The organism is Methylobacterium ajmalii, from assembly GCF_016613415.1.
In the GTDB taxonomy this organism is placed as follows: domain Bacteria; phylum Pseudomonadota; class Alphaproteobacteria; order Rhizobiales; family Beijerinckiaceae; genus Methylobacterium; species Methylobacterium ajmalii.
Genome location: NZ_JACWCT010000113.1, coordinates 1 through 25,596, shown reverse-complemented (window position 1 = coordinate 25,596; position 25,596 = coordinate 1). Strand labels below are relative to the sequence as shown.

The window sequence follows — 25,596 nt, the reverse complement described above, 5'->3', positions numbered from 1 at the left end:
CGCGCCCTCCTTGAAACCGCCCGGCCGACCCCGCATGTAAATGTCGTTCACATTTACATCCCGCGGGAGATCGTGACGTGTCGTATTCCTCTGCCCCCTGGTCGAGCGGCCGCGCCTGCCGCAACGGCCCGTTCCCGCGCCGCTCCCTCGAGATCGGCGCGATCGTGATCGGTTTCATCTATGCGTGGCCGTTGGCCGCGGCCTACGTGGTGTGGAAGCTCATGGGGTACCCGGCCTTGAACGAGATGAAGTCCTTCGCCGAGCGCTCCTTCCGGAACGGCTTCTCGGGGTTCCCGGGCTTCGGTGCCGCCCGCCACGACAGCGGCAACTGGGCCTTCGAGGAGTATCGCCGCAAGGAGATCGAGCGCCTTGAAGAGGAGCGCCGCCGCCTCGAGGAGGAGAGCCGCGCCTTCACCGAGTTCGTGGACGAGCTGAAGCGCGCCCGCGACCGCGAGCAGTTCGACGCCTTCATGGCCCGCCGCCGCGCCGGCTCGAACTTCTGATCACCGGAGGAGGGTGGTCCCGACGGGGCGGTTCTGCCGCCCCATTGGGCGAAACGGCGCCTCAGGCTTGAGCTTGACGCGCCGAATCGGCTGGGCCACCCTCGTTCAGGTCAAGCACTCGACAGGCTCCTCGCGGCCCCCGCGGGGAGCCTTCTCCGTTGAAGGACGGCGCGTCCGCATGACCAGTTCCAACCGCTCGTCGCATATCCGGCTCACCTCGCACCCGGAGCCGGGCGCCGCCCGCTGGCCGATCCGCTGGGGCGCCGCCGACCCGCGCGAGCGAGGGCCGATCATCGGCACCGTCACCAACCCGGCCGACCGCAACGTGATCGGGGCCAATGGCGGCGCCTACTCGCTCTACCGGGCGCTCGCCATCGCCGGCCGGGCGCTGAACCCCCTGGCTCGGCCGGACCTCACCAACACCCATCCGGTGGTCGGCATCGGCCCGCACCCGCAATGGGCCGACCCGGACAAGATCGTCTCCCTCGACCCCTGGGGCCACATGCCCGGCGAGGTGTTTCGCGACGCGATCGGCACCGGCACCGACATCCGCCCGACCATCGCGGTCACCAAGGCGCGGTTGAACCTGCCGGAGATCCTGGCGGCGATGGGCGCCCACCGGCTCGCCGCCGACGGCACGGTGCTGCACGCCTCCGGCGACATCTCGGTCACCAAGATCGCGGTCGATCCGGTCTGGTACCTGCCGGGCGTTGCCGCCCGCTTCGGCACCAGCGAGACGGCCCTGCGCCGCACGCTGTTCGAGCAGACCGGCGGCATGTTCCCGGAACTCGTGACGCGCCCCGACCTCCAGGTCTTCCTGCCGCCGATCGGCGGCTGCACCGTCTACGTCATCGGCGAGATCGAGGGCCTGTCCGACCCGCGGCGGCGCATCGCCTGCCGGGTCCACGACGAGTGCAACGGCTCCGACGTGTTCGGCTCCGACATCTGCACCTGCCGGCCCTACCTGACCCACGGCATCGAGGAATGCGTGCGCGAGGCGCAGACCGGCGGCACCGGCGTCATCGTCTACAACCGCAAGGAGGGCCGGGCGCTCGGCGAGGTGACCAAGTTCCTGGTCTACAACGCCCGCAAGCGCCAGGAGGGGGGCGATTCCGCCGCCACCTACTTCGAGCGCACCGAATGCGTCGCCGGCGTGCAGGACGCCCGCTTCCAGCAGCTGATGCCCGACGTGCTGCACTGGCTCGGCATCCGCCGCATCGACCGGCTGATGTCGATGTCGAACATGAAGTACGACGCCATCACGGGCTCGGGCATCGAGGTCGGCGAGCGGGTGCCGATCCCGGCCGACCTGATCCCGCCGGACGCCTCGGTCGAGATGGAAGCCAAGAAGGCGGCGGGCTATTACGCGCCGGACGGCGTCACGGAAGCCCTCGATACCGTGAAGGGCCGCGACCTCGAGCGGTTCTGAGGAACCGAGTGGATCCGAGGCCGCCAGTGGCGACGCGAACTATCCCTGGAGATGCCCGTGCCTGAGTTTACGACCGCCCGCAGCCTGCTCTCGGCCCGGGCGGTGCGCGCCCGCGCCGAGACCCTGCTCCAGGCCGGGCTCGACGGGCGGCTGGGTCACTTCGTGGTCGACCTCGACCGCCTGGGTGCGTGCGCCGACGCGGTGGTCGAGACCATCCGCGAGGCCTATCCCGACCTCGCGATCCCGTATCATGCCCGCTGGCGCCATTTCTCGGTCGGCGGGTTCGAGCGCTGGGGCTCGCTCGTCCACGCGGCGCCCTTCGAGGACCCGGCCGAGCAGGCCCGCGCCGCCTTCGACCTCGTGGTGGTGAGCGTGCTGCTCGATGCCGGCGCCGGCCCGACCTGGCGCTACGAGGAGGGCCGCACCGGCGAGACCTACGCCCGCTCGGAAGGCCTGGCGGTGGCGAGCTTCGACATGTTCGTGTCGGGCCTGTTTTCCTCCTCCCCCGAGGACCCGTTCCGGGCCGATGCGCGGGCGCTCGCCAGCCTGACCGAGGCCGAACTCGCCGAGGGCTTCCAGGCCGGTCCGACCAACCCCCTCGTCGGCCTGTCGGGCCGCACGGCGCTCCTCAACCGCCTCGGCCAGGTCGCGGCGGCGGACCCGGAAGGGTTCGGACCCGACGCCCGGCCCGGCTTCCTGTTCGACCGCATCAAGGCCCGCTCCCGCGACGGCGAGGTCCCGGCGGAGGCGGTGCTGGAGGTGCTGCTGACCCATCTCGGCCCGATCTGGCCCGGCCGCATCGTCCTCGACGGCGTCGATCTCGGCGACACCTGGCGCCACCCGCTCGCCGGCGGTACGGGGCCGACCGAGGGGCTGGTGCCGTTCCACAAGCTGTCGCAGTGGCTCGCCTACTCGCTCCTGGAGCCCTTGGAGGAGGCGGGCCTCGCCGTCACCGGCCTCGACGCCCTGACCGGCCTGCCCGAGTACCGCAACGGCGGCCTGTTCCTCGATACCGGCGTGCTGGCCCTGCGCCGGCACGAGGAGGCCGCGCAGGCCCACCCGGTCGACTCGCGCCTCGTCGTCGAGTGGCGGGCGCTCACCGTGGCGCTCCTCGACCGGCTGGCGCCGCTGGTGCGCGAGCGGCTGGAGATCGAGGATCCGGCCGACCTGCCGCTCGCCAAGGTGCTGGAAGGCGGTACCTGGGCCACCGGCCGGCGCTTGGCGAAGGCCCTGCGGCCGGAGGGCGCGCCGCCGCTCTCGATCGCCAGCGACGGCACCGTATTCTGACATCATTCGAGAGCGTGAACGTGAGCGGGGAGACGACGATGCAGGGTGCGGGTGCGCGCGGGGAGACGGGTGTGGCGCCGGTCACGGTGGTCGACCACCCGCTGGTGCAGCACAAGCTGACCCTGATGCGGGACAAGGCGCGCTCGACAAAGGGCTTCCGCCAGCTCCTGAACGAGGTCGGGATGCTGCTCGCCTACGAGGTCACCCGCGACCTGCCGCTCGAGCCGGTCGAGATCGAGACCCCGATGATGACCATGCAGGGCGCCCAGATCGCCGGCAAGAAGCTCGTCCTGGCGCCGATCCTGCGCGCCGGCGTCGGCTTCCTCGACGGGATGCTGTCGCTGCTGCCCTCGGCCCGCGTCGCCCATGTCGGGCTCTACCGCGACCCGGATTCGCTGGAGGCGGTGGAGTACTACTTCAAGGCCCCGTCCGACCTCGGCGACCGCACCGTGCTGGTCCTCGACCCGATGCTGGCGACGGCGAACTCGGCGGTCGCCGCGGTCGACCGGCTCAAGGAGCGCGGCGCCCGCGACCTGCGCTTCGTCTGCCTGCTCGCCGCGCCGGAAGGCCTCGCCAAGTTCCAGGGCTCCCATCCCGACGTGCCGGTCTGGACCGCCTCGATCGACAGCCACCTCAACGAGCACGGCTACATCCTGCCGGGCCTCGGCGATGCCGGCGACCGGATGTACGGCACGCGCTGAGCCGTCTGCCCCTTGCCGGCTCCCGGCCCGCGCGGCAGGTAAGGGCTCACGATCCCGTCGCTCGGAGCCGCCCATGCCCTCGATCCCCGCCACCATGCGCCAGGTCCGCTTCAACGGGGCCGGCGGTCCGGAGGTGATCGGGATCGAGACCGTGCCGGTGCCCCGGCCCGGCCCGAACCAGGTGCTGGTCGAGGTCGTGGCGGCGGGCGTGAACCGGCCCGACTGCCAGCAGCGCGCCGGCAAGTACCCGCCGCCGCCCGGCGCCACCGACGTGCCGGGCCTCGAGGTCGCCGGGCGCATCGTCGCCCTGGGGGAGGGCATGACCGACCTCGCCGAGGGCCAGGAGGTCTGCGCCCTGACGATCAGCGGTGGCTACGCCGAGTACGCCGTGGCGGAGGCGGCTTTGTGCCTGCCCAAGCCCGGCCCGCTCTCCCTCGTCGAGGCAGCCGGCCTGCCGGAGAATTACTGGACGGTCTGGACCAACGTGTTCGAGCGCGGCCGCCTTCGACAGGGCGAGCGCTTCCTGGTCCATGGCGGGTCGAGCGGCATCGGCTCGACGGCGATCCAGCTCGCCAAGCGGTTCGGCGCCGAGGTCTTCGCCACCGCCGGCTCGGCCGAGAAATGCGCCTTCTGCGAGACGCTCGGCGCCGACCACGCCATCAACTACCGCGAGGCCGACTTCGCCGCCGAGGTGAAGCGCCTGACAGACGGCAAGGGCGTCGACGTGATCCTCGACATGGTCGGCGCGGCCTATCTCGAGCGCAACGTGAAGTCGCTGGCGCTGGAGGGCCGGCTCGTCATCATCGCGTTCCTGCAGGGCTTCCTGGCCGAGAACCTGAACCTGACGCCGATCATGATCCGGCGCCTCACCGTGACCGGCTCGACCCTGCGCCCGCGCACCGTCGCCCAGAAGGCCGCGATCGCCGACGGCCTGCGCCGGGAGGTGTGGCCGATGCTCGAAACCGGCACGGTCAAGCCGGTGATCCACGCGACCTTCACGCTGGACCAGGCGCGGGAGGCCCATGCCTTGATGGAATCGAGCGCCCATCTCGGCAAGATCATGCTGCTGACGGGCAAGTAGAGGCCGCCGCCGCACGGGTGGACAGGAACCTCGGCCGATCGGTGACGTTGGCCCGTCATGACGATCACCGCTCGGCGAGATTCTCCGCCGGGCCTCAACCCGAGGTTCCCCATGGATCCCAACCGCACCGTCGAGACCCCGACCGCGGCCCGCCAGGGCGCGAAGGGCCGTCCCGTCCTCTACGTGCTGATCGGCAGCCTGGCCCTGCTCGCCGTCGCCATGGTGGCGCTGCTCGGCTGGAACGGCGCGAACGCCCCGAAGGACTACGCCAGCCAGAGCCAGGACGCCTCGCGCCAGCAGATCACCGGCTCGCCGACCGGCAGCGCCAACGGCGTCTCGTCGGCGAACAGCAGCGGCGTCCCGGCCGGCAACCCGGCCTATCCGGCGCCGGCCGAGCCTAAGTCGACGGGCTCGACCAACGCCAAGTAGGATTTCACGGCATCGCCGGCGCATCGATCGCGCCGGCCGCACGAAGGGCCGCCCCGCACCGGGGCGGCCCTTCGCCGTTCGGAGCGGGCCTGACCGAATCGTGACCGTACCGGGCCCGTTCGCCCTTGCCACGCAGGTATCGGCACGCATGATCGCGCCGCGGGGCGAACCCCGATCGGGAGGGCACGGCATGGCAACGAGCGACGCGGCGCGGCAAGGTGGGCGGCAGGACGGATCGACCGATCTCGAGCAGCTCGACGGCCTGGTGATCCCGCCCTTCTCCCGGCGCGGCTTCGTGATGACGAGCCTGATGACCGGCCTGACGCTGGCCACCACGCGGGTCGAGGCGCAGGCCATCCGCACCGACGAGGCCGGCATCGTCGCCGGGGAGGTGCGGATCCCGGTCGGCGACGGGCCGATGCCGGCCTACCGGGCGATGCCGGAGGGAGCCGGGCCGTTCCCGATCGTCCTGGTGGTCGAGGAGATCTTCGGGGTCCACGACTACATCAAGGACATCTGCCGGCGGCTCGCCAAGGCCGGCTACACCGCGGTGGCGCCCGAGCTCTTCGCCCGCCAGGGCGACGTCTCGAAGATGACCGACGTACAGGAGATCGTCCGCGAGGTGGTGTCGAAGACCCCGGACGCGCAGGTGATGGGCGACCTCGACGCCACCGCCGCCTGGGCGGCCTCGGAGGCCAAGGGCGACGCCGGCAAGGTCGGCATCACCGGCTGGTGCCGCGGCGGGCGCACCGTGTGGCTCTATGCCGCCCACAGCGCCAACCTGAAGGCCGGTGTCGCCTGGTACGGCAATTTCGGCGGTACCCGCAGCGCGATCCAGCCCAAGACCGCCGCCGACGTGATCGCGGACATCCGCGCACCGATCCTCGGGCTCTACGGCGCTGCCGACACCGGCATCCCGGTCGCCGACGTCGACAAGGCGCGGGAGGCGGCGAAGGCCGCCGGCAAGGACGTCGAGATCGTGGTCTTCCCGGACGCGCCGCACGGCTTCCATGCCGATTACCGCCCGAGCTACCGCAAGGGCCCGGCGGAGGACGGCTGGGGCCGGATGCTGGCATGGTTCCGGCAGCACGGCGTCGCCTGAGCATCCGTCCGAATCCCCGTCGGTGTCGCGGTAAGCCTTGCATTGCCGCAACACCTCGGGAAGGATGAACACAGGGTCCCGGGAGCTATGCAACCAGTGGGCCGCAAGCTCGTTCCCTGCTCATGACCGAGTCCAGCGCCGCCGCGAAGACACAGCCCGTGATCCTGGTCGTCGAGGACGAGCCGGAGGAGCGTTTCCTGGCGGCTACGCTGCTGGAGGAGACGGGCTTCCGGGTCATCGAGGCCGAGACGGCCGAGAAGGCCCTGGCGATCCTGCGCGAGCGGGGCGACGAGGTGAACGTCGTCTTCTCGGACGTGCGGACCCCGGGCCAGATCGGCGGGTTCGAGCTCGCCCGCATCATCGGCGTCACCTGGCCGCGGGTCCACGTCCTGCTCACCTCGGGCGATGCCGGCGACCAGCCGAGCGACCTGCGGATGTCGGCCACCTTCATCCCGAAGCCCTGGCGCGCCCTCGATGTTCTCACCCTGGTCGAGCAGGCCGCCGGCTACCACACCGGCGGCGACGCGCGCGACGCGCACTGAGGCTCTCACCGCACCTCGAAGATCCCGTCGACCTCGACGCTGGCATTCCCCGGCAGGCTCGCGACGCCGATCGCCGTGCGGGCGTGGCGTCCGGCCTCACCGAACAGCTCGGCCATCAGGTCGGAGGCGCCGTTGACCGCCTTCGGCACGTCGGGCCAGCCCTGTTCGACCTGAACGAAGCCGCCGAGGCGGTGGCAGCGCACCACCCGGTCGAGGTCGCCGTCGAGGGCGAGGCTCAAGGACGCCAGCAGGTTCAGGGCGCAGATCCGCGCCGCCTCCCGACCCGTCGCGATGTCGGTCACCGGCCCGGTGAAGCGCACCTCGCCCTCCCACTCGCAGATCTGCCCGGCGAGCCACAGCGTGGAGCCGATGCGCGAGAACGGCAGGAAGGCGCCGCGCGGCTCGGGAACCCGCGGCAGAGTCAGGCCGAGGGCGGCGAGGCGGCGGACGGGCTCGCCGCGGAGGGTGGGGGCTTGGTTCAACGTAACCTCTCGACACGTATCCAGATCAGTAGCGGCGGGCGCCGGGGATCGGCGGCGGCACGACGAAGACCCCGCCGGGCGCGGCGGGAGCGACGGGCGCGCCGTAGGAGGGGCCGTAGTAGCGGTCGTACGGGTCGTAGCGGCCGCCCGACCGGGACCGGTCGTCCCGCCAGCGGCCCTCGGCGTCGCGGCGGTCGCGGTCGTCCCGGTCCCGGTCACGGCGGCGGGGCATGATCTCGTCCGGGTCGTCCCGGCCGAAGGCGCGGCGATCGCGCCGGTCGAGGCCCCGCCCATCGTCGTCGGCGCGAAAGCGCGGGCCGTCCCGGTCGCGTCGACCGTAGCCCTCGTCCTCGGTGCCGCGGCGGGACCCGGTGGCCTCGTCGTCCCACTGCGCCGGCGCCGGGGCGGCGGAGAGGCCGACGAGCAGGGATGCGGCGAACAGGATTCTCATCGGGGCGGCGGTCCTTTCTCGGGTCAGGCGACGGCGTGGTCGTCGCCCGCCGTATATTCGCGCCACAGCAGTACCAGAGCCGCCATCACGGCGGGCCCGAGGAACAGGCCGAGCAGGCCGAAGCTCTCGACGCCGCCGAGGATGCCCAGCAGCACCCACAGGAAGGGCAGGCGGGTGGCGCCGCCGATCAGCACCGGGCGCACGAAGTGGTCCGCCACGAAGGTGACGACGAGGCCGGCCACCGCCACCACGATCGCCGCGGTGACGCCGCCCTGGGCGGCCGCGAGCAGGGCCGCGAGCCCGAAGGCCACGGGTGCCCCGAACGGAATCATCGCGGCGAGCGCCGTGAAGGCGCCGAGCAGCACCGGATGCGGCACGCCGGCGAAGTAGTAGACGACGCCGAGCAGGAAGCCCTCGCCGAGGCCGACCAGCACCAGCCCGTCGACCGTGCCGTGGACCGAGGCCGCCATCTGGCGCGCCACCCGCTCGCCGCGCGGGCCGAACAGGCGGCGGGCCGCCGACAGCCCTTGGGCCGCGAGACCCGGCCCGTCGCGGAACAGGAAGAACAGGGCGAGCAGGGTGAAGCCGAACAGCATCGCCCGGTGGACGATCTGGCTGCCGAAGGTGCGCCCGAACCCGACCAGCGACGAGTGGTTGATCGACTGGTCGACGCGCTTCAGGACCTCGGACGAGCCCTGCGGGTGGCTCAGGTTCTCCTGCCACCAGGCCGAGACCTGGGAGGCGCCGAACGGCAGGTGCGAGACGAAGTCCGGCACCGGCCAGCCCTGCTCCTCGATCTGGCGCCAGAACGCGACCGCGTCGTGCGCCTCGCGCGCCGCCTGGATCGCCACCACGACCAGCGGCACCAGGATCACCAGGGCGACCGCCAGCGTGAGGACGGCCGGCCACAGGAGGTTGTGCTTGCCCGGCGGCTTGATCCGCACCAGCCGCTCGCGCAGCGGCCACAGGGCGATCGCCAGGATCACCGCCCAGACCAGCGCCGGCAGGAACGGATGCAGCACCCACAGGCCGAGTGCCCCGAGCGCGATCACCAGGGCTGCGCGGGCAAAGGCGGAAGTCCCCGTCGCAGGCGGCGGCGGGGCGGGGGGGTGTCCGGGTCCGGGGACGGTCGGGGGTTTCACGTGTTCCATGCCGGAATAATCCTCCGCCGCGCGGCGGGTGCGTCATCCGACCTGACCTAGGGCACGCCGCGCCCACGGAAACGCCGCGCGGTTGCCGGCCCGTCCCCCCTCGTGTATGCGGGCCCCTCGACCGGGCCCTGCCCGGCGGACCCGTTTCGGGTAGGCGGTTTCGTGGCCGGGGTGCGGGCGGTGCCCGGAGGTCGCGCCGTTCGAGCCAGATCTCAGCAGGAAGACGGCTGCACGTCCATGTCCGACACCTTCGACCGCGTCGCCACCATCATCGCCGACGTCGCCGACATCCCGCGCGAGAAGATCACGCCGGAGAGCCACGCCATCGACGACCTGGGCATCGACAGCCTGGCCTTCCTCGACATCGCCTTCGAGATCGACAAGACCTTCGGGATCAAGCTGCCCCTCGAGCAGTGGACCCAGGAGGTCAACGAGGGCAAGGTTCCGGCCGAGCAGTACTTCGTGCTCAAGAACCTGTGCGAGCGCATCGACGGCCTGGTGGCCGAGAAGGCCGCCAAGGCCTGATCCGGTTCTGAAGCGGTCGCCGGGATGCGCCTCGAATATTTCGACATGATCGACCGGGTCGTCAGCCTCGACCGCGAGGGCGGGCGCCTCGTCGCCCGGTCCACGGTGCCGCAGGAGAGCCCGGTCTTCGAGGGACACTTTCCCGGTCACCCGCTGGTGCCGGGCGTGCTCCTCACCGAGACGATGGCGCAGGCCTCCGGGTACCTGCTGCTCGCGCGTGCGTCGTTCAGCCACATGCCGTTCCTGATGGGCGTCGACAAGGCGCGCTTCCGGACCTTCGTCGGCCCCGGGGCCGAGCTGGAGGTCGAGGCGAGCCTGGAGCACGACGGCTCGGGCTATGCCGTGACGAAGGCGGCGATCCGGGCCGAGGGCAAGCCGATCTGCAACGCCGAATTGCGGTTCCGGACCATGCCGTTCCCGGATGGGCTCGGCGCGCTGATGCGCGAGCGCACCGCCCGGATCGGCCTGCCCGACGGAGCGGATTCATGACAGCGGTCCCGACCCGCCCCGTGGTCGTCACCGGCCTCGGGCTCGTCTCCTGCGCGGGCGAGGGGGTGGAGGCGCATCTCGCCGCCTATCGCTCCGCACAGGCCCCGCGCACCGACGCGACGACCTTCGCACCCTATCCCGTCCACCCGGTCGCGCCGCTCAGCCTCGACGGCCAGATCTCGAAGAAGTCCGACCAGCGGCAGATGGAGCCGTGGCAGCGCCTCGGCGTCTACGCCGCCGGCCTTGCCCTCGACGCGGCGGGCGCCAAGGCGGATGCGGCGCTTAAAAGCGCCATGCACCTCGTCGTGGCGGCGGGCGGCGGCGAGCGCGACTACGCGGTCGACGGCCAGATCCTCACTGGCCTGCGCCAGGCGGCGGATCCCGGCGCCTACCTCAACGAGCGCCTCCAGAACGACCTGCGGCCGACGCTCTTCCTCGCCCAGCTCTCGAACCTGCTCGCCGGCAACATTGCCATCGTACACGGGGTCACGGGCGCCTCGCGCACCTTCATGGGCGAGGAATCGAGCGGGGTCGACGCGCTCCGCATCGCGCAGGCCCGCATCGCCGCCGGCCAGCTCGACATCGTCCTCGTCGGCGGCTCCTACAACGCCGAGCGGGCCGACGTGCTGCTGATCCACGAAATGGGCGGCCACCTCTCCAAGCCCGAGTACCGGCCGGTCTTCGAGCGTGCCGCCGCCCCCGGCTTCATCCTCGGCTCCGGCGCCGCCTTCCTGGTGCTCGAGGCCGCCGACCACGCCGCGGCCCGCGGCGCCCGGGCGCTCGCCCGGCTCGACGCGGTGGCGAGCGACCGCACGAAGCGCCGGGACGGCAGCGTCACGGACAGCCTGACGGATCTCTGGGGCCGGGCCGGCCTTGCTCGGCCCGACGCCGTGATCTCGGCCGCCACCGGCTGCGCCGGCATCACGGGCGAGGAGCGGGACGCGTTGACGGCCCTGGCGCCGCAAGCGCCGGTCCGGGCGCTCGGCGACCTGACCGGCCACACGCTCGAGGCCGCCGCGCCCTTCGGCGCGGCGCTGGCGGCCGCCCTGGTGGCGGCGGGCGAGGCGCGCGAGGTCGCCGTCACGGCGGTCGGCCATCGCCGGGGCGAGGGCGTGCTGCGCCTCACCACCGCAGGGGACAGCCGATGAGCCGCGACCACGACGCGATGGGACGCTCCCTGGTGGCGGTCACCGGCCTCGGCGTGGTGACCTCGCTCGGCCGGGGCGTCGCCGACAACTGGGCCGCGCTCACCGCCGGCCGCTCGGGCATCCACGCCATCACGCGCTTCCCGACCGAGGGCCTGCGCACCCGCATCGCCGGCACGGTCGACTTCATCGCCGCCGACCCGATGGTGGCACCGATGCTCTCCGAGCGCTTCGCCGAGGCCGCGGCCGACGAGGCCGTCGCGCAGGCGGGGATCTCGGGCGATTTCCCGGGTGCATTGTTCATGGCGGTGCCGCCGGTCGAGATCGAGTGGCCGCAGCGCCAGGCGCTCGCCGAGGCCGCGGCCCCGAACGGCGACGTGACCTATGCCGACCTGCTGCGGGCGGCCGGCAGCCGGCGCTTCGACGACTGGCACGACCTGTTCATCTTCGGCACGGTGGCCGACCGCATCGCCGACCGCTTCGGCACCAAGGGATCGCCGATCTCGCTCTCGACCGCCTGCTCGTCGGGCGCGACCGCGATCCAGCTCGGCGTCGAGGCGATCCGCCGCGGCGAGGTCGAGGCGGCGCTCTGCATCGGCACCGACGGCTCGGTGAACCCGGAATCGCTGATCCGGTTCTCGCTGCTCTCGGCCCTCTCGACCCAGAACGACCCGCCGGAGGCCGCCTCCAAACCCTTCGCAAAGAACCGCGACGGCTTCGTGATGGGCGAGGGTGCCGCCGCCCTGGTGCTGGAGAGCGTGGCGAGCGCGCGAGCCCGCGGCGCCAGGATCCTCGGCTACGTGCTCGGCTGCGGCGAGAAGGGCGACGGCTTCCACCGCACCCGCTCGAGCCCGGACGGCGCGCCGATCATCGCGGCGATCCGTGCCGCCATCGACGATGCCGGCCTGCATCCCGACCAGATCGACACCGTGAACGCCCACGGCACCGGCACGCCGGAGAACGACAAGATGGAGGCGATGGGCTGCCTTGCCGTACTCGGCGAGCGCATGCGTTCCGTGCCGATCTCCTCCAACAAGTCGATGATCGGCCACACGCTCACTGCCGCCGGCGCGGTCGAGGCGGCGTTCTCGCTGCTGACCATCGCGCATGGCCGGGTGCCGCCGACCCTGAACTACGCCGTGCCCGATCCGGCGATCCCGCTCGACGTGGTGACGGCCGCCCGCGATGTGCCGGTACGGACCGTGCTGTCGAACTCCTTCGGCTTCGGCGGGCAGAACACCTGCCTGATCTTTGGGGCGGAGCCCGTCCGATGACCGCGATCCACAACCGGCGCGTCCTCGTCACCGGGGGTGCGCGGGGCCTGGGCGCCGCGATCGTGCGGTCGCTGATGGCGTCCGGCCACGACGTTGACTTCACCTATCGCGGCTCGCGCGAGGCGGCGGAAGCGCTGGCGCTCGAACTCGCCGCCCTCCACCCCGGGCAGCGCCTGCGGCCCCATGCCCTCGACCTCGCCGACAAGGCGGCGCTCGACGATTTCTGCGGCGTGATGGAGGGCGAGGGCATCTTCGGCCTCGTCCACAATGCCGGCCAGCCCTGCGACAGCCTCGCCGCCGTCCTCGACCAGGACCGGGCGGAAGCCGCGATGCAGGTCAACTTCTGGTCGCTGACCCGCCTCGCCAAGGCGCTGGTGCGGCCGATGACCCGGGCGAAGGCCGGCCGCATCGTGGCGATCGGCTCGGTGGCGGCGCTCCGGGCCAATCCGGGCAACGCGGCCTACGCGGCGAGCAAGGGCGCCTTGATCGCCTATTGCCGGACCCTCGCGATCGAATCGGCGCGCCGCGGCGTCACCGTCAACGTGGTGGCCCCGGGCTTCATCGACACCGACATGATGGCGCCCTACGCCGCCTACCGCGCCGGCATGGAGAAGCAGATCCCGTCCGGGCGCTTCGCCGCGCCGGCGGAGGTGGCCGATCTGGTCGCATTCCTGGTGAGCCCCGCGGCGGGCTACATCACCGGCACCGTGCTGCCGGTCGATGGCGGCCTCACCGCGATGATGGGCATCCATCGCACCTGACGAACCGGAATCATGCGGTACCCCCTCGCGTGCGCCGCCGTGGCGGCAGCCTTCCTCCTCGTTCCGGCGCCGGTCCGGGCGCAGGATTTCGGCCGGCTGGAGTTCTTCCGGGTCGAGGGGCTGCCCCCGGGCGACACGCTCAGCATCCGCGAGGCGCCGGACGCCGAGTCGCCGGCCATCGGTCAGGCGCCGCCCCGCGGGCGGCTTCGCGGGTTCGGCTGCACCAACGACACCCCGAGCCGCCTGACCTGGTGCCGGGTGAAGCTCGGTCCCATCGTCGGCTGGGCGCGGCGGCGCTACCTGACGCCGGAGTGAGGCGGCGTTGCCGAGGCGGCGCCCTCCGTTTAAGTCCCGTTCCAACGATCCTGTCCTTTCACATTGCAGTGCGCCTCTCCTCCCCCTTGTGGGGAGGAGCCGGAGGTGGGGGTGGTGCCGGATAGAGCTCACAGGTGCCTCCTGCACCACCCCCACCCCTGACCCCTCTCCACAAGGGGGAGGGGACACGCGCTCGTCCGACGAAAGACCCCCATGAAAGCCCTCCAGCTCTTCGGCGACCGCGACCTGCGCCTGACCGAGGTTCCCGACCTCGACGCCCCCGGCCCCGGCGAGGTGCAGATCCGGGTCCGTGCCGTCGGCCTCAACTTCATCGACGTCTGGGGCTTTCGCGGGATGGCCTTCGCCAAGCGCAAGCTGCCGCTCACCGTCGGGGCCGAGGCCTCCGGTGAGATCGCGGCGCTCGGCGAGGGCGTCGAGGGCTTGAGCGTCGGCGACAAGGTCGCGCCCTACGGCGCGCTCACCTGCGGGAAGTGCCGCGCCTGCCGCGAGGGCCGGGACAACCTGTGCGAGGAGGTCGGCGGCGTGCTCGGCTTCCACGTCGACGGCTTCGCCCGCGAATTCGTCAACCTGCCGGCGCGCCTCGTCGTGCGGGTGCCCGATTCCGTCAGCTTCACCGACGCGGCCTGCGCGCCGATCGCCTTCGGCACCGTGCAGCACATGCTGTTCGACAACGCCAAGCTCGAACCCGGCGAGACGATCCTGGTCCATGCCGGGGGATCGGGCATCGGCACGACCGCGATCAAGATGGCGAAGGCGATCGGCTGCACGGTATTCACGACCGTGGGCGACGACGCCAAGGGCGAGAAGGCGCGGGCGCTCGGCGCCGACCACGTCGTCAACTACCGCACCGAGCGCTTCGAGGGCGAGGTGCGCAAGGCCACCAAGCGCAAGGGCGTCGACGTGGTGTTCGAGCATGTCGGCCCCGAGACCTGGAACGGCTCGCTGCTGTGCCTCAAGCGCGGCGGGCGCCTCGTCACCTGCGGGTCGACCTCGGGCGTCTCCACCACCATGAACCTGATGCAGCTGTTCCAGCAGCAATACCGCATCACCGGCTCGTTCGGCTGCCGCATCGCCAACATCCGCGAGGCGCTCGACAAGATGGCCGACGGGATCACCCCGGTGATCGACACCGTGCTGCCGCTCGGCGATTTCGCGCAGGGGCTGGAGCGGCTGGAGTCGCGCAAGGTGTTCGGGAAGATCCTGGTCACGCTCTGACGGCCACGCCCGTCGAAGAACGGCGCGCAGGACATTGTCGCGCTCTTGCGCAAACCGGCTGGGCAGGAGAAGAGGCGAGGCGCGAGGTTCGCAAAACCTGCGCCGTCCCGCCCTCTCGTATCCGGAATGCTTCGTGAGATCGTCGTGCTGCGCCTGAAGCTGAGGCTCTACCGCGCCCTGTCCCGCCTCGCCGGCCTGCCGATGGTCCTCGTGGTCCGCGCCCTGTTCGCGCTGGCGCGCCTGCTCGGGCCGGCCCGTGCCGCCGCGGCGGGCGCCGCGATCGCCCGGGCGCTCGGGCCACGCCTGCCCTCGCACCGCACGGCGCTCGACAACCTGCGCCGCTCCTTCCCGGAGAAGGACGAGGCCGCCATCGCCGCGATCGCGCTCGGAGCCTGGGACAACCTCGGCCGCACCGGCGCCGAATACGCCCATCTCGGCGACATCTTCGACTACGACCCCGCCGCCGCCACGCCGGGGCGGATCGAGGTCGAGGGCATCGAGCACTTCTTCTCCCTGCGCGACGACGGCAAGCCGGGCCTGATCTTCTCGGCCCATCTCGGCAACTGGGAACTGCCAGCGATCTGCGCCGCCCGCTTCGGGCTCGAGGCGAGCGCGGTGTTTCGCCCGCCGAACAGCCCGGCCGCCGCGCAACTGGTGCAGGAGGTGCGCCGCGCCACCATGGGGGGCCTGACGGCGGCCGGCCCCGGCGCCGCCTTCAAGATGCAGGGTGTGGTCGAGCGCGGCGGTCATCTCGGCATGCTGGTCGACCAGCACTTCACCCGCGGGGTGGTGGTGGATTTCCTCGGCCGGCCGGCGCTGGTGAACCCGCTGCTCGCCAAGCTCGCCCGGCACTACGATTGCCCGGTCCACGGGGTGCGGGTGATCCGGCTGCCCGGCGACCGCTTCCGCCTGGAGCTGACCCCGGCGCTGGCCCTGCCGCGGGACGCCGGCGGCAGCGTCGACGTGCAGGGTGCCATGCAGGCGATGAGCGACGTCATCGCCGGATGGGTGCGCGAGCATCCCGAGCAGTGGCTGTGGATGCACCGGCGCTGGCGCCCGTCGATGTTGCCCAAGGCGCCGGCCCGCGCGCCGGCGGTCCAAGCCTCAAGCTCGATCCAGGCCTCAAGCTAACGTGACTTCTCTCCGCGCTCCCGCCGGGTGTTGATGGCACATGACGCGTGCGCCCTCCCACCGCTGGCTCGCCGGCCTCGTCGCGGCCTGCCTCGGCCTTCCCGGCCCCGCAGGCGCGCAGGACGTCGCCCCGCGGAGCCAGGAGATCGCCCGCCGGGACGAGGCGCCCCGGGCGGTGGTCGAGCTGTTCACCAGCCAGGGCTGCTCTGCCTGCCCGCCGGCGGACCGCCTGGTGACCGAGCTCGCCCGTGATCCGGGCGTGATCGCCCTGACGCTGCCGGTGACCTACTGGGACTATCTCGGCTGGAAGGACACGCTGGCCAGCACCTCGTTCACCGCGCGCCAGCGCGCCTATGCGGGCATGCGCGGCGACCGCCAGGTCTTCACGCCCCAGGTGGTCGTCAACGGCGCCACCACGGTGGTCGGCTCCGACCGGGTGGCGCTGGAACGCAGCATCCGTGAGCCCGGCACCGCCGCGAGCCTGCCGGTGCCGATCCACAGCGAGGCCGCTCCCGACCGCATCCTGATCGATGTCGGGCCGGCCCGCGAGGCCGGCCGCACCGCCGAGGTCTGGCTGCTGCCCGTCGCCCGGGCCCGCGAGGTCGCGATCGGACGGGGCGAGAACCGCGGCCGCACCGTCACCTACCGCAACGTGGTGCGGGGCATGCACCATGTCGGCGCCTGGCGCGGGGTGGCAGCTCACTACGAGGTACCCCGCACCGCGCTGGCGGCGGCCGACGCCGATTCCTACGTCGTGGTGCTCCAGGCCGAGAATAGCGGGCCGGGGCGCATCCTGGGGGCGGCCAAGGGGCCGGGCTTGTAAGAGCCTGATCGAGGTCGAGAATGGGATCAGGGCGGCGCCGGACGAACGCGCCGCCAGGAGGAGACGCGCGTGACCGGCCCGATCGACATTCCCGCCTACAGCCTGCCCGACACGAACCGCCGGGTGCTCCTCGCCCGCCGGCCCGTCGGCATCCCGCAGCCCGATGATTTCGAGCTCGAGGCCGGGCCGGTGCCCGAGCCGGGCCCGGGCGAGATCCTGGTGCGCAACCTCTACCTCTCGGTCGATCCGGCCCAGCGCGGCTGGGCGAGCGCCGAGGCCAACTATTCCCAGCCCGTGCCGCTCGGCGGGCCGATGCGGGCGCTGGCCGTCGGCATCGTGGTGCGCTCGAACAGCCCGGAGGTCGCCGAGGGCGAGGTCCTGTACGGCTGGTTCGGCTGGCAAGAATACGCGGCGGTGCCGGTCTCGGCGATCTTCCGGCGCTGTACCGAGGCGGTGCCGCTCTCGGCCCATGCCGGGCTTCTCGGCCTCAACGGGCTCACCGCCTATCTCGGGCTGACCGTGCTGGGTCGGCCGCAGGCCGGCGAGACCGTGCTGGTCTCGACCGCCGCCGGGGCGGTGGGCAGCCTCGTCGGCCAGATCGCCCGCAACCTCGGCTGCCGGCCCCTCGGTCTTACCGGGGACGATGCCAAGGTCGCCCGCTGCCGCGAGGCCTACGGCTACGCCGCCGCCTGGAACTACCGCACCGACGACTGGAGCGCGGCCCTCGCCGCGGAGGCGCCGGAGGGGGTGAACGTCTATTTCGACAATGTCGGCGGGCCGATCCTCGACGCCGCGTTGCGGCGGATGGCGGTCGCGGGGCGCATCGTCCAGTGCGGCACCGCCTCGGTGGCGAGCTGGACCGAGGTGCCGACGGGTCCTCGCGTCGAGCGCGAGATCCTGACCCGGCGCCTGGTCTGGAGCGGCTTCGTGGTGCTCGACCACAAGCCGCGGTTTGAGGAGGCGGTGGCGGCCCTGGCGGGGTGGTACCATGAGGGCCGAATCCGCCTCGACGAGGACGTCACCGAGGGCATCGAGGGTGCGCCCGGGGCGATCGCGGGGCTCTACCGCGGCGAGAACCGCGGCAAGCGCCTGATCTACGTCGGGTAGGGATGCCCGGGGCCACGGGTCAGTCGACCCACTCGCCCCGGCGCATCAGCGGCTCGGACCGGCCGTCCGGCGTCACCCCGTCGACGTCGACCTCGGCCGAGCCGATCATCCAGTCGATGTGGATCAGGCTGCGGTTGGCGCCGCGCGCGGCCAGGTCCTGCTCGCTGAAGCCCGCACCGCCGTCGAGGAAGCACTTGCTGTAGGCTTGGCCGAGCGCGATGTGGCTCGCCGCGTTCTCGTCGTAGAGGGTGTTGCAGAACAGGAGGCCCGAGGCCGAGATCGGCGAGGAGGCCGGCACCAGGGCGACCTCGCCGAGGCGGCGCGCGCCCTCGTCGGTGTCGATCACCTTGGCGAGCACGTCGGCCCCGGTGCGGGCCCGCGACTCGACGATGCGGCCTTCCTCGAAGCGCACCGCGATCCCGTCGATCAGGGTCCCCTGGTAGGAGAGGGGCTTCGTCGCGCTGACATGGCCCTGCACGCGCAAGCAGTGCGGCGTGGTGAAGACCTCCTCGGTCGGGATGTTGGCGTTGCAGACGATGCCGTTTTTCGCCGTGGTGGCGCCGCCGCACCATTCATGGTCGTCGGCGAGCCCGACGGTGAGGTCGGTGCCGGGCCCGCGGAAATGCAGGGCGGAGTAGCGCCGTGCGTTGAGGGCGGCGGTGCGGTCGCTGAGCGCCCGGTTGTGGGCCTCCCAGGCGCCGACCGGATCCGGCCCGTCGACCCGCGAGGCGGCAAAGATCGCGTCCCACAGCCGGGCGACCGCCTGATCCTCGGGCAGATCCGGAAACACCGTGCGGGCCCAGGCCGGATTCGCCGCCGAGACGATGGTCCAGTTGGTGGCGAAGTTGGCGATCTGCTCGAGCGCCGGCATGTAGGCCTTGGACCGGGCGCGGTTGGCGCGCGCCACCTTGTCGGTGTCCTGGCCGGCGAGGAGCGAGGGATCGTCGCCCGAGATCGCGAGCCGCGCGGCCCCGGTGCGATAGGCCTGCGCCATGCCCTCGTAGAGCCAGCCGGCGGCCTTGTCGAAGGCATCGTCGTGGCCGTGCTCGAAACGCGCCAGGGTCGCCTGGTCGTCGGCGAGCAGCGTCGTCACCACCGAGGCGCCGGCCTTGTAGGCCTGGACGGTGATGCGGCGGGCCAGCGGCAGCGCGTCGAGGGGCGCCGTCATCACCAGTTCCTGCCCGGGCCGAAGCCCGAGCCCGACCCTCACGGCGACCTCGGCGAGCCGGTCGAGGCGGGCGTCGAAGTCAGGGGCTTTCGTCATGGATGCGGATACCTCCGGTTCGGTCGTGGTCGGCGCGGAAGAACCGAGCGTGAAGCGATGTCGGCCGACCCCGCGCCCCTTCCGGCATTGTCCATCCCACCCACGACCTCATCCCGAGGTGCGAACGGAGTGAGCCTCGAAGGGGGGCTCCAGAAATCGCCGACACTCGAAATCGCCGAGGCTCTTGGAGCCCTCCTTCGAGGCCGCTACGCGGCACCTCGGGATGGGGTCGCGGGTGGGACAGATCCGATCATGCGGTCGGATAGTGGGGTCTCACACCACCCGCGTCCAGGCGATCCCGCCGAGATCCTCCCGGAAGGCGAAGCGGGCGAGGTGCTCGGCCACCACGCCCTGCATCCGGGTCAGCGTCTCCAGGTCCGGCGCCTCGACCCGCAGGGTCAGGCCCTCCGGGTCGGCTTCCGCCGTGAAGCGGCGGTCCTCCCCGAACGGCACCACGCCGCGCTCCGGCGTGAAGGTCGTTTCGGGGAACTTGTGGCTCCAGTGCTTGCACAGCTGGGTGAGATAGCGGCTGCCGTTCTGCGTATCGACGCGGGCTTGCGCCGCCAGGGTCACGGGCTCGCTCACGCGGAGGCTCCTTGCTGCAGCGCCGACCAGATGGCCTGCGGCGTCGCCGGCATGTTGATGTGACGGATGCCGCGGGGCCGCAGGGCATCGACGAGGGCGTTCATCACCGAGGGCAGCGAGCCGGCGCAGCCCGCCTCGCCGCAGCCCTTCACCCCGAGCGGGTTGGTGGTGGCGGGCACGGCGTGGCTCTCAAATCCCATGAACGGCGCGTCGGAGGCCCGCGGCAGGCAGTAATCCATGAACGAGCCGGTCACGAGCTGGCCCTGCTCGTCATAGGCCGTGCGCTCCATCAGGGCCTGGCCGATGCCCTGCACGATGCCGCCGTGGAGCTGGCCCTCGACCAGCATAGGGTTCACCAGCGTGCCGAAATCGTTGACCGTGGTGTAGCGCACGACCGTGGCGACGCCGGTCTCCGGGTCGACCTCGACCTCGGCGACGTGGCAGCCGTTGGGGAAGGCCGAGGGCGATTCCTTGTGGGTGTGGGCGACGTCGAGGCTCTTGGGGGCGGCCGGGTCGGGCAGGCCCGCCCGCACCTTGGCGGCCAGTTCCAGGAGGCCGATGCCCCGGTCGGTGCCCGCGATGGTGAAGCGACCGTCGTGGAACTCGATGTCGGCGGGGCCGGCCTCCAGCAGGGCGGCCGCGGCCTCGCGGCCCTTGGCGATCACGAGGTCGCCGGCCTCGACCAGAGCCGTGCCGCTCGCCATCAGCGACTTCGAGCCGCCGGTGCCGCCGCCGGCGATGAGCTGGTCGCTGTCGCCCTGGACGAGCCGGACGCGGTCGACCGGGATGCCGAGGCGGTCATGTAGGATCTGGGCGAAGGGCGTGAGGTGACCCTGGCCGTAATCGAGGGTGCCGGTGACGATCGTCACCGTGCCGTCGGCCTCGAAGCGGATGCCGCCCATCTCGTTGGTCGGCGGCGCGGTGATCTCCAGGTAGTCGCCGATGCCGATGCCGCGCAGGCGGCCGTTGGCCTCGCTCTCGGCGCGGCGGGCGGGAAAGCCGTCCCAGTCGGCGGCCTGGAGCGCCCGGTCGAGCACGGCCGGGAAGTCGCCGCTGTCGTAGGTGAGGCCGGACGGGGCCTTGTACGGCATGTCGGCCGGGCGGATGTGGTTGCGGCGGCGCAAGTCCACCCGGTCGTGGCCGGTCTCGGCGGCGGCGGTGTCGATCAGCCGCTCGATGAAGTAGTTGCCCTCCGGCCGGCCGGCGCCGCGATAGGCGCCGATCGGCGTGGTGTTGGTGTAGAGGCACTCCACCGCCACGTCGAAGGCCGGGGTGCGGTACACGCCGACCATGTTGCGGGCGATGTTGACGGTCTGGAACAGCGGCGAGAGCGGGTTGAGGTAGCCGCCCATGTTGGCGCGGCCCCGGACCCGGAAGGCGAGGAAGTGTCCTTGCGCGTCGAGGGCCAGTTCCGCCCTCACCGCGACGTCGCGGCCGTGATGGTCAGACAGGAAGCTCTCGGAGCGCAGGTCGGTCCACTTCACCGGCCGGCCGAGGCGCTTCGATGCTTCGAGCAGCGGCAGGTACTCGGGGTAGACCGGGGCCTTCATGCCGAAGGAGCCACCCACGTTGCCGGTCAGCACCCGCACCTTGTCGCGGGGCTGCTTCAGCACGCCGTCCGCCAGGGAGTTGCGCAGGCCAAACACCCCCTGCGAGCCGACATGCAGGGTGAAGCGCCCGCTCTCCGCCTCGTACACGCCGATCGCCGACCGCGGCTCCATCGGGTTGATGACGAGGCGGTTGTTGACGAGGTCGAGGGAGGCGACGTGCGCGGCCTGCGCGAAGGCGGCTTCCGTCGCCGCTTGGTCGCCGGTGCGGAAGTCGAGGGCGAGGTTGCCGGGGGCGTCGTCGTGCAGGAGCGGAGCGCCCGCCGCGGCGGCCTCGTCCGGGGTGGTCACCACCGGCAGGTCCTCGATGTCGACGACCACCGTCTCCGCGGCGTCGCGGGCCTCGGCCAGGGTCTCGGCCACCACCAGGGCGACCGCCTCGCCGACGTAGCGCACCCGGTCGGTGCTGAGCGAGGCCTGGGGCGGCTTGCGCATCGGCGTGCCGTCCTGGTTCTTGAACGGCAGGCCGTTGCCGATCGCCCCGTAGCCGTCGAGGTCGGCGGCGGTGAGCACGGCCAGCACGCCCGGCAGGGCGCGGGCGGCCTCCGCGTCGATGCCCCGCAGGAGGCCGTGGGCGACCGGGCTTCGCACGAACACCCCGTAGGCCTGGCCGTCGAGGGCGAGGTCGTCGGTGTAGCGGCCCTCGCCCCGGACCAGCACCGGGTCCTCGGCCCGCCGCACGGGCTGGCCGATGCCGAATTTCTGCGGGCCGGCGAAGTCGCGGGCGTCGGGACGGGCGTTCATGCCGGTGCTCTCCGGAATTCTTGTCAGAGTCAGCTAGCAACTCGGCCATGGCATGCAAGACGCGGGCGGGCAGGCCACCCCGGCGCGCAGGGCACGGCTCGCGATGCGGTCGCGACCTGCGCTACATCCGGGGCGAACCGGAGAGCCCCGCCATGACCGAAGACGCCGCGCTCGCAGCCCTCGCCCCGCTCTTCGAAGACGTGTTCGGCGAGCCGGTGCCGCTCAGCCCCGGGCTCACCGCCGAGGACGTCGAGGGCTGGGACTCGACCCGGATGATCGAGCTCGTCATCGCGGTCGAGGCGCGCTTCGGCATCAAGCTCACCACCCGGGAGGTCGACGGGCTGGGAAGCGTCGGCGACCTCGCGGCGGTAATCGCCCGCAAGGCGCCGCGGTGACCGCCGACCTCGCCTGGCTGCCGCAGCCGCCGGCGGACTTCGCCGCCCGCCTCGCCGCGGCCGAGGGGCGGCCCGACCGGGAGGCCTGGGACGCGCTCGCGGACCTCGCGCGCACCCGCCTCGACCCGGCGCGCACCGCCCGGCTCGACCGGGTGCTGCAGCGACGCTTCCCGGAGGCGTCGCCGGCCGGCCCGGCCTGGCGCCTCGCGCTGCTCGGCTCCTCGACGCTGTCGCACCTCGCCGCCGGCATCCGGGTCGGGGCCCTGCGCCGCGACCTGCGCGTGACGGTGCACGAGGGCGCCTACGGCCAGTCCGACCGGGAGGTCGACGGCGAGGCGCTGCATGCGCTCCGGCCCGACACCGTGCTGCTGGCCCTCGACGCCGACGCCCTCCTGGGACCGGCTGGGGACGTCGGCGCAGCCCTCGACCGGCTGAAATCGCTCTGGGCCCGGGCCCGGGCGGCGCATGGCTGCACGGTGATCCAGCAGACGCTGCTGCCGGCCGCGATCCCGCTGATGGGCGGCAACGAGCACCGGATGCCGGGCTCGCTCGCCGCCCGCACGGCGCGCCTCAACGCCGGCCTGCGGGACGCGGCCGTGGAGGAGGGCGTCGACCTCCTCGCCCTCGACGACGCGGTGGCGCGGCACGGGCTCGACGCCTGGCACGATCCCGCCCTGTGGCTGCGGGCCCGCCAGGCGGTGACGCCGGCCGCCGCCCCGCTCTACGGCGACCTCGTCGCCCGGCTCCTCGGGGCCCGCCTCGGCCGCTCGGCCAAGGCCCTGGTGCTCGACCTCGACGACACGCTGTGGGGCGGCACGGTCGGGGAGGAGGGGCTCGCCGGCCTGATCGTCGGGCAGGGGAGCGCCGCGGGCGAATCGTTCCTGGCGCTCCAGGCCCATGCCCGCGATCTGGCGCGCCGCGGCATCGTGCTGGCGGTCTGCTCGAAGAACGATCCCGAGGTGGCCCGGAGGCCGTTCCGCGAGCATCCCGACATGCTCCTGCGCCTCTCCGATTTCGGCGCCTTCGCGGCCAACTGGGACGACAAGGCGACCAACCTCCGGCGCATCGCCGCCGAGCTGCGCCTCGGCCTCGATTCCCTCGTCTTCGTCGACGACAACCCGTTCGAGCGCGCCCTGGTGCGCGAGCACCTGCCGATGGTGGCGGTGCCGGAGGTGCCCGACGAGCCGGCGCTGGTCGCCCGCTGCCTTGCCGATGCCGGCTACTTTGAGGCGGTGGCGCTGACGGCCGAGGATCGCGGGCGGGCGCAGGCTTACGCGCGCGACCGCGCCCGCCGGGACGAGGCGGGCGGGGGGACGACCGACCTTGCCGGCACGCTCGCGGGCCTCGGCATGCGGCTGACCTGGCGGAGCTTCGACGCCGTCGGGCTTCCCCGCATCGTCCAGCTCGTCAACAAGACCAACCAGTTCAACCTGACGACCCGGCGCCTGCGCGAGGCCGAGGCCGCCGCGCTGATCGACGATCCCGCGGTGCTGACGCTGCAGCTGCGCCTCGCCGACCGCCTCGCCGAGCACGGGATGATCGCCGTCGCGATCGGCCGGCTCGTCGGCCGGGACCTCGTGATCGAGACCTGGCTGATGAGCTGCCGGGTGCTCGGCCGGCGGGTGGAGGAGGGGATCCTGGCGATCCTCGCGGCGCAGGCGGCGGGCCGGCGCGCGCGCCGCCTCGTCGGCCTCTACCGGGCGAGCGGGCGCAACGGGATGGTGGCGGACCTCTACCCCCGCCTCGGCTTCACCCCCGCGCCACCGGAACCCGACGGGGCGGAACGCTGGGTCCTCGATCTCGCCGCCTACGCCCCGCCCACCGACCTGCCGATGACGCTGGGGACGTTCTGACGGGCTCCATCGCGTCCGGGGCCGGACAGCGAGCGGTGCGCAGCGTGGCCCGGCGCCTTGACAGGCAGGGCCCGTCCCCGGCACTGGCCGGAGGTATTCCTTCCGCCCGCGGCCCTTCCTCGCCCCATGCTTCCGGCCCTGCTGCCCTCCGAGCCGGTGCTTCTCCCGGTCCAGGCCCGCTACGCGGGCGGCGCCGGGCCGGGCGCGCACGAGGGCGAGCACGCGATCACCGCCAACAACCGCTGGTCGCGGGCGCTCCTGACCTTCCGCGACCTGCCGGCGGGGGCCTGGTGCTGCCTCGAGGCGCGGCTCGCCTGGTCGGCCGAGGAGGAGGGCGGGCTTGCCGCCGATTTCGTGCTCGCGGGCTTCGACTTCCTGGCCGGCGACGGGTCGAGCCTCGACGTCGAGCAGGTGCCGGGCCTGTCGCGCACCCTCCTCGATCCCCACAGCGCCTGGATCGCCGGGCCGGCCTGCCAGCCCGCCGGCAGCGAGCTCCTGCGCATGGCGCCGGTGCGGGTCGCCTTCGGCGTGCCGCCCCAGGCCCGCGGCCTCGTCCTCACGCTGCGCTCCTGGCGCAACACCGAGGGCGTGACCATCGCCGAGCCCTGCCTGCGCCCCGTGACGCCGCTGACGCCCGCGCCCTTCCGCAGCCGCAGGCTCGGGCCGAACCCCGCGCCGTCGCGCCACAGCCTGGTGCCGGGCCTCGGCCTCGTGGTGCGCGGGCAGCTCCACGCCTCGCGGGTGAAGGAGCACGCCGCGCGGGTGAGCCTCGTCTACCGCGACCGCGACGGGGCCGAGATCCCGCCGCCCTATCCGGGCACCGTCTCGGTCCCGGGCTCGGAGGAGGCGCCGGGCCTCGGCGCCAGCGTGAACCTGCCGGCCCAGCCGCAGGCGCGCCGCTTCACCCTGGACCTCGAACCGCCGCCGGGCGCCCACACCCTCGACCTCGCCTTCTGCACCTGGGAGGAGGAGGGCGAGGCCGGCCCCGCCGTCGCGCTGCTCGGCCCGCCCGAGGTGGCGCTCGAGGACGGATTCCGGCTCGAGAGCCTGTGCGGCGACGACCTCCTCGACGCGCCGGGCTTCCTCGCCCGGCTGTCGGCCCGGCTCGGCCGCGATCCGGGCGCCGAGGCGGCCTGGATCCCGGGCCCGGGCGAGGCCGGCGCCGCGGCGCTGCCGCTCGCCCG

Annotated in this window: 26 protein-coding genes and 1 pseudogene; 21 read left to right on the top strand and 6 right to left on the bottom strand. The window is 72.7% G+C overall.

Annotated features, from left to right (window positions below; translation table 11 throughout):
• Window positions 1-77 precede the first annotated feature (77 nt).
• The 8 genes from HPY23_RS21325 (at window position 78) to HPY23_RS21290 (ending at window position 7,074) form a co-directional block, all read left to right on the top strand.
• A complete protein-coding gene (locus tag HPY23_RS21325; RefSeq protein ID WP_060847494.1) occupies window positions 78-503 on the top strand; it encodes a DUF2852 domain-containing protein in 426 nt (141 codons plus the stop codon).
• Window positions 504-681: 178 nt separating this feature from the next.
• On the top strand, window positions 682-1,932 hold the full coding sequence (locus HPY23_RS21320) for a GTP cyclohydrolase II (protein ID WP_060847495.1): 1,251 nt from the start codon (window positions 682-684) through the stop codon (window positions 1,930-1,932).
• 57 nt (window positions 1,933-1,989) lie between these two features.
• Window positions 1,990-3,219, top strand: a complete 1,230-nt coding sequence (locus HPY23_RS21315) for a URC4/urg3 family protein (RefSeq protein ID WP_244537680.1) — start codon at window positions 1,990-1,992, stop codon at window positions 3,217-3,219.
• Between the two features lie 38 nt (window positions 3,220-3,257).
• Window positions 3,258-3,920, top strand: coding sequence for a uracil phosphoribosyltransferase (gene upp / locus HPY23_RS21310; RefSeq protein ID WP_060847497.1), 663 nt, complete (start codon window positions 3,258-3,260; stop codon window positions 3,918-3,920).
• A gap of 73 nt (window positions 3,921-3,993) precedes the next feature.
• Complete coding sequence (locus HPY23_RS21305; RefSeq protein WP_091891280.1) at window positions 3,994-5,001, top strand: NAD(P)H-quinone oxidoreductase; 1,008 nt, start codon at window positions 3,994-3,996, stop codon at window positions 4,999-5,001.
• Between the two features lie 111 nt (window positions 5,002-5,112).
• A complete protein-coding gene (locus HPY23_RS21300; RefSeq protein WP_091748768.1) occupies window positions 5,113-5,430 on the top strand; it encodes a hypothetical protein in 318 nt (105 codons plus the stop codon).
• A 190-nt stretch (window positions 5,431-5,620) separates the two neighbouring features.
• Window positions 5,621-6,532, top strand: a complete 912-nt coding sequence (locus tag HPY23_RS21295) for a dienelactone hydrolase family protein (RefSeq protein WP_139235077.1) — start codon at window positions 5,621-5,623, stop codon at window positions 6,530-6,532.
• A gap of 122 nt (window positions 6,533-6,654) precedes the next feature.
• Window positions 6,655-7,074 (top strand): response regulator, encoded by a 420-nt coding sequence (locus HPY23_RS21290; protein WP_060847500.1) that lies wholly within the window; start codon window positions 6,655-6,657, stop codon window positions 7,072-7,074.
• Window positions 7,075-7,079: 5 nt separating this feature from the next.
• Here the strand turns inward: HPY23_RS21290 and HPY23_RS33220 are convergent, their stop codons facing one another.
• The 3 genes from HPY23_RS33220 to HPY23_RS21280 are packed head-to-tail and all read right to left on the bottom strand — an operon-like array spanning window position 7,080 to window position 9,158.
• Complete coding sequence (locus HPY23_RS33220) at window positions 7,080-7,556, bottom strand: RidA family protein (RefSeq protein WP_060847501.1); 477 nt, start codon at window positions 7,554-7,556, stop codon at window positions 7,080-7,082.
• 25 nt (window positions 7,557-7,581) lie between these two features.
• On the bottom strand, window positions 7,582-8,007 hold the full coding sequence (locus HPY23_RS33215; protein WP_091891277.1) for a hypothetical protein: 426 nt from the start codon (window positions 8,005-8,007) through the stop codon (window positions 7,582-7,584).
• A 23-nt stretch (window positions 8,008-8,030) separates the two neighbouring features.
• Window positions 8,031-9,158 carry an AI-2E family transporter gene (locus HPY23_RS21280; protein WP_091891274.1) on the bottom strand — a complete coding sequence of 376 codons (1,128 nt, stop codon included), beginning with the start codon at window positions 9,156-9,158 and terminating at the stop codon, window positions 8,031-8,033.
• Window positions 9,159-9,395: 237 nt separating this feature from the next.
• On the opposite strand from HPY23_RS21280, the gene HPY23_RS21275 reads away from it, so the two are divergent.
• The 10 genes from HPY23_RS21275 (at window position 9,396) to HPY23_RS21230 (ending at window position 17,964) form a co-directional block, all read left to right on the top strand.
• Window positions 9,396-9,683, top strand: coding sequence for an acyl carrier protein (locus HPY23_RS21275; RefSeq protein WP_060847504.1), 288 nt, complete (start codon window positions 9,396-9,398; stop codon window positions 9,681-9,683).
• A 24-nt stretch (window positions 9,684-9,707) separates the two neighbouring features.
• A complete protein-coding gene (locus tag HPY23_RS21270; RefSeq protein ID WP_060847505.1) occupies window positions 9,708-10,172 on the top strand; it encodes a 3-hydroxyacyl-ACP dehydratase FabZ family protein in 465 nt (154 codons plus the stop codon).
• On the top strand, window positions 10,169-11,320 hold the full coding sequence (locus HPY23_RS21265) for a beta-ketoacyl-ACP synthase (RefSeq protein WP_091891271.1): 1,152 nt from the start codon (window positions 10,169-10,171) through the stop codon (window positions 11,318-11,320). Before HPY23_RS21270 ends, HPY23_RS21265 begins: the two co-directional genes overlap by 4 nt.
• Entirely contained in the window at window positions 11,317-12,591 is a 1,275-nt protein-coding gene (locus HPY23_RS21260; RefSeq protein ID WP_091891268.1) for a beta-ketoacyl-ACP synthase, read from the top strand. Before HPY23_RS21265 ends, HPY23_RS21260 begins: the two co-directional genes overlap by 4 nt.
• Window positions 12,588-13,352, top strand: a complete 765-nt coding sequence (locus HPY23_RS21255) for an SDR family oxidoreductase (RefSeq protein WP_091891264.1) — start codon at window positions 12,588-12,590, stop codon at window positions 13,350-13,352. The genes HPY23_RS21260 and HPY23_RS21255 overlap by 4 nt, the downstream gene beginning before the upstream one ends.
• Window positions 13,353-13,364: 12 nt before the next feature.
• Window positions 13,365-13,667: an SH3 domain-containing protein gene (locus HPY23_RS21250; protein WP_091891261.1), complete on the top strand. Its 303-nt coding sequence runs from the start codon at window positions 13,365-13,367 to the stop codon at window positions 13,665-13,667.
• A gap of 213 nt (window positions 13,668-13,880) precedes the next feature.
• The gene (locus tag HPY23_RS21245; protein WP_091891258.1) at window positions 13,881-14,903 is read left to right on the top strand and encodes a zinc-binding dehydrogenase; all 1,023 of its coding nucleotides are present in this window, start codon (window positions 13,881-13,883) and stop codon (window positions 14,901-14,903) included.
• A 144-nt stretch (window positions 14,904-15,047) separates the two neighbouring features.
• Window positions 15,048-16,034, top strand: coding sequence for a lipid A biosynthesis lauroyl acyltransferase (locus HPY23_RS21240; RefSeq protein ID WP_060849407.1), 987 nt, complete (start codon window positions 15,048-15,050; stop codon window positions 16,032-16,034).
• Between the two features lie 40 nt (window positions 16,035-16,074).
• Window positions 16,075-16,857, top strand: coding sequence for a DUF1223 domain-containing protein (locus HPY23_RS21235; RefSeq protein WP_091891255.1), 783 nt, complete (start codon window positions 16,075-16,077; stop codon window positions 16,855-16,857).
• 69 nt (window positions 16,858-16,926) lie between these two features.
• On the top strand, window positions 16,927-17,964 hold the full coding sequence (locus tag HPY23_RS21230; protein ID WP_197682131.1) for an NADP-dependent oxidoreductase: 1,038 nt from the start codon (window positions 16,927-16,929) through the stop codon (window positions 17,962-17,964).
• 19 nt (window positions 17,965-17,983) lie between these two features.
• Here HPY23_RS21230 and HPY23_RS21225 read toward each other — a convergent pair whose 3' ends face one another.
• The 3 genes from HPY23_RS21225 to HPY23_RS21215 all read right to left on the bottom strand — a co-directional run bounded on the left by HPY23_RS21225 (window position 17,984) and on the right by HPY23_RS21215 (window position 22,164).
• The gene (locus tag HPY23_RS21225) at window positions 17,984-19,228 is read right to left on the bottom strand and encodes an aminopeptidase (RefSeq protein WP_091891251.1); all 1,245 of its coding nucleotides are present in this window, start codon (window positions 19,226-19,228) and stop codon (window positions 17,984-17,986) included.
• Window positions 19,229-19,501: 273 nt separating this feature from the next.
• Window positions 19,502-19,813: a DUF2218 domain-containing protein gene (locus HPY23_RS21220; protein WP_082742546.1), complete on the bottom strand. Its 312-nt coding sequence runs from the start codon at window positions 19,811-19,813 to the stop codon at window positions 19,502-19,504.
• Window positions 19,810-22,164, bottom strand: coding sequence for a xanthine dehydrogenase family protein molybdopterin-binding subunit (locus HPY23_RS21215; protein ID WP_091891248.1), 2,355 nt, complete (start codon window positions 22,162-22,164; stop codon window positions 19,810-19,812). The genes HPY23_RS21220 and HPY23_RS21215 overlap by 4 nt, the downstream gene beginning before the upstream one ends.
• A gap of 152 nt (window positions 22,165-22,316) precedes the next feature.
• Here HPY23_RS21215 and HPY23_RS21210 point away from each other — a divergent pair, with 152 nt between their 5' ends.
• The 3 genes and pseudogenes from HPY23_RS21210 to HPY23_RS21200 form a co-directional block, all read left to right on the top strand.
• A complete protein-coding gene (locus HPY23_RS21210) occupies window positions 22,317-22,559 on the top strand; it encodes an acyl carrier protein (protein ID WP_060847513.1) in 243 nt (80 codons plus the stop codon).
• Window positions 22,556-24,412, top strand: a complete 1,857-nt coding sequence (locus HPY23_RS21205; RefSeq protein ID WP_091891244.1) for an HAD-IIIC family phosphatase — start codon at window positions 22,556-22,558, stop codon at window positions 24,410-24,412. Before HPY23_RS21210 ends, HPY23_RS21205 begins: the two co-directional genes overlap by 4 nt.
• 126 nt (window positions 24,413-24,538) lie before the next feature.
• Window positions 24,539-25,596 (top strand): annotated as a pseudogene (locus HPY23_RS21200) (heparinase II/III domain-containing protein); the annotation flags it as partial.

Excerpts from the sequence above, each read along its gene's own strand:
- HPY23_RS21320 (WP_060847495.1), top strand. The coding sequence starts at position 682 with ATGACCAGTTCCAACCGCTCGTCGCATATCCGGCTCACCTCGCACCCG.
- upp (WP_060847497.1), top strand. The coding sequence starts at position 3,258 with ATGCAGGGTGCGGGTGCGCGCGGGGAGACGGGTGTGGCGCCGGTCACG.
- HPY23_RS21235 (WP_091891255.1), top strand. The coding sequence starts at position 16,075 with ATGACGCGTGCGCCCTCCCACCGCTGGCTCGCCGGCCTCGTCGCGGCC.
- HPY23_RS33215 (WP_091891277.1), bottom strand. The coding sequence starts at position 8,007 with ATGAGAATCCTGTTCGCCGCATCCCTGCTCGTCGGCCTCTCCGCCGCC.
- HPY23_RS21295 (WP_139235077.1), top strand. The coding sequence starts at position 5,621 with ATGGCAACGAGCGACGCGGCGCGGCAAGGTGGGCGGCAGGACGGATCG.
- HPY23_RS21300 (WP_091748768.1), top strand. The coding sequence starts at position 5,113 with ATGGATCCCAACCGCACCGTCGAGACCCCGACCGCGGCCCGCCAGGGC.
- HPY23_RS21215 (WP_091891248.1), bottom strand. The coding sequence starts at position 22,164 with ATGAACGCCCGTCCCGACGCCCGCGACTTCGCCGGCCCGCAGAAATTC.
- HPY23_RS21280 (WP_091891274.1), bottom strand. The coding sequence starts at position 9,158 with ATGGAACACGTGAAACCCCCGACCGTCCCCGGACCCGGACACCCCCCC.
- HPY23_RS21245 (WP_091891258.1), top strand. The coding sequence starts at position 13,881 with ATGAAAGCCCTCCAGCTCTTCGGCGACCGCGACCTGCGCCTGACCGAG.
- HPY23_RS21250 (WP_091891261.1), top strand. The coding sequence starts at position 13,365 with ATGCGGTACCCCCTCGCGTGCGCCGCCGTGGCGGCAGCCTTCCTCCTC.
- HPY23_RS21290 (WP_060847500.1), top strand. The coding sequence starts at position 6,655 with ATGACCGAGTCCAGCGCCGCCGCGAAGACACAGCCCGTGATCCTGGTC.
- HPY23_RS21255 (WP_091891264.1), top strand. The coding sequence starts at position 12,588 with ATGACCGCGATCCACAACCGGCGCGTCCTCGTCACCGGGGGTGCGCGG.
- HPY23_RS21210 (WP_060847513.1), top strand. The coding sequence starts at position 22,317 with ATGACCGAAGACGCCGCGCTCGCAGCCCTCGCCCCGCTCTTCGAAGAC.
- HPY23_RS21270 (WP_060847505.1), top strand. The coding sequence starts at position 9,708 with ATGCGCCTCGAATATTTCGACATGATCGACCGGGTCGTCAGCCTCGAC.
- HPY23_RS21305 (WP_091891280.1), top strand. The coding sequence starts at position 3,994 with ATGCCCTCGATCCCCGCCACCATGCGCCAGGTCCGCTTCAACGGGGCC.
- HPY23_RS21260 (WP_091891268.1), top strand. The coding sequence starts at position 11,317 with ATGAGCCGCGACCACGACGCGATGGGACGCTCCCTGGTGGCGGTCACC.
- HPY23_RS21275 (WP_060847504.1), top strand. The coding sequence starts at position 9,396 with ATGTCCGACACCTTCGACCGCGTCGCCACCATCATCGCCGACGTCGCC.
- HPY23_RS21225 (WP_091891251.1), bottom strand. The coding sequence starts at position 19,228 with ATGACGAAAGCCCCTGACTTCGACGCCCGCCTCGACCGGCTCGCCGAG.
- HPY23_RS21265 (WP_091891271.1), top strand. The coding sequence starts at position 10,169 with ATGACAGCGGTCCCGACCCGCCCCGTGGTCGTCACCGGCCTCGGGCTC.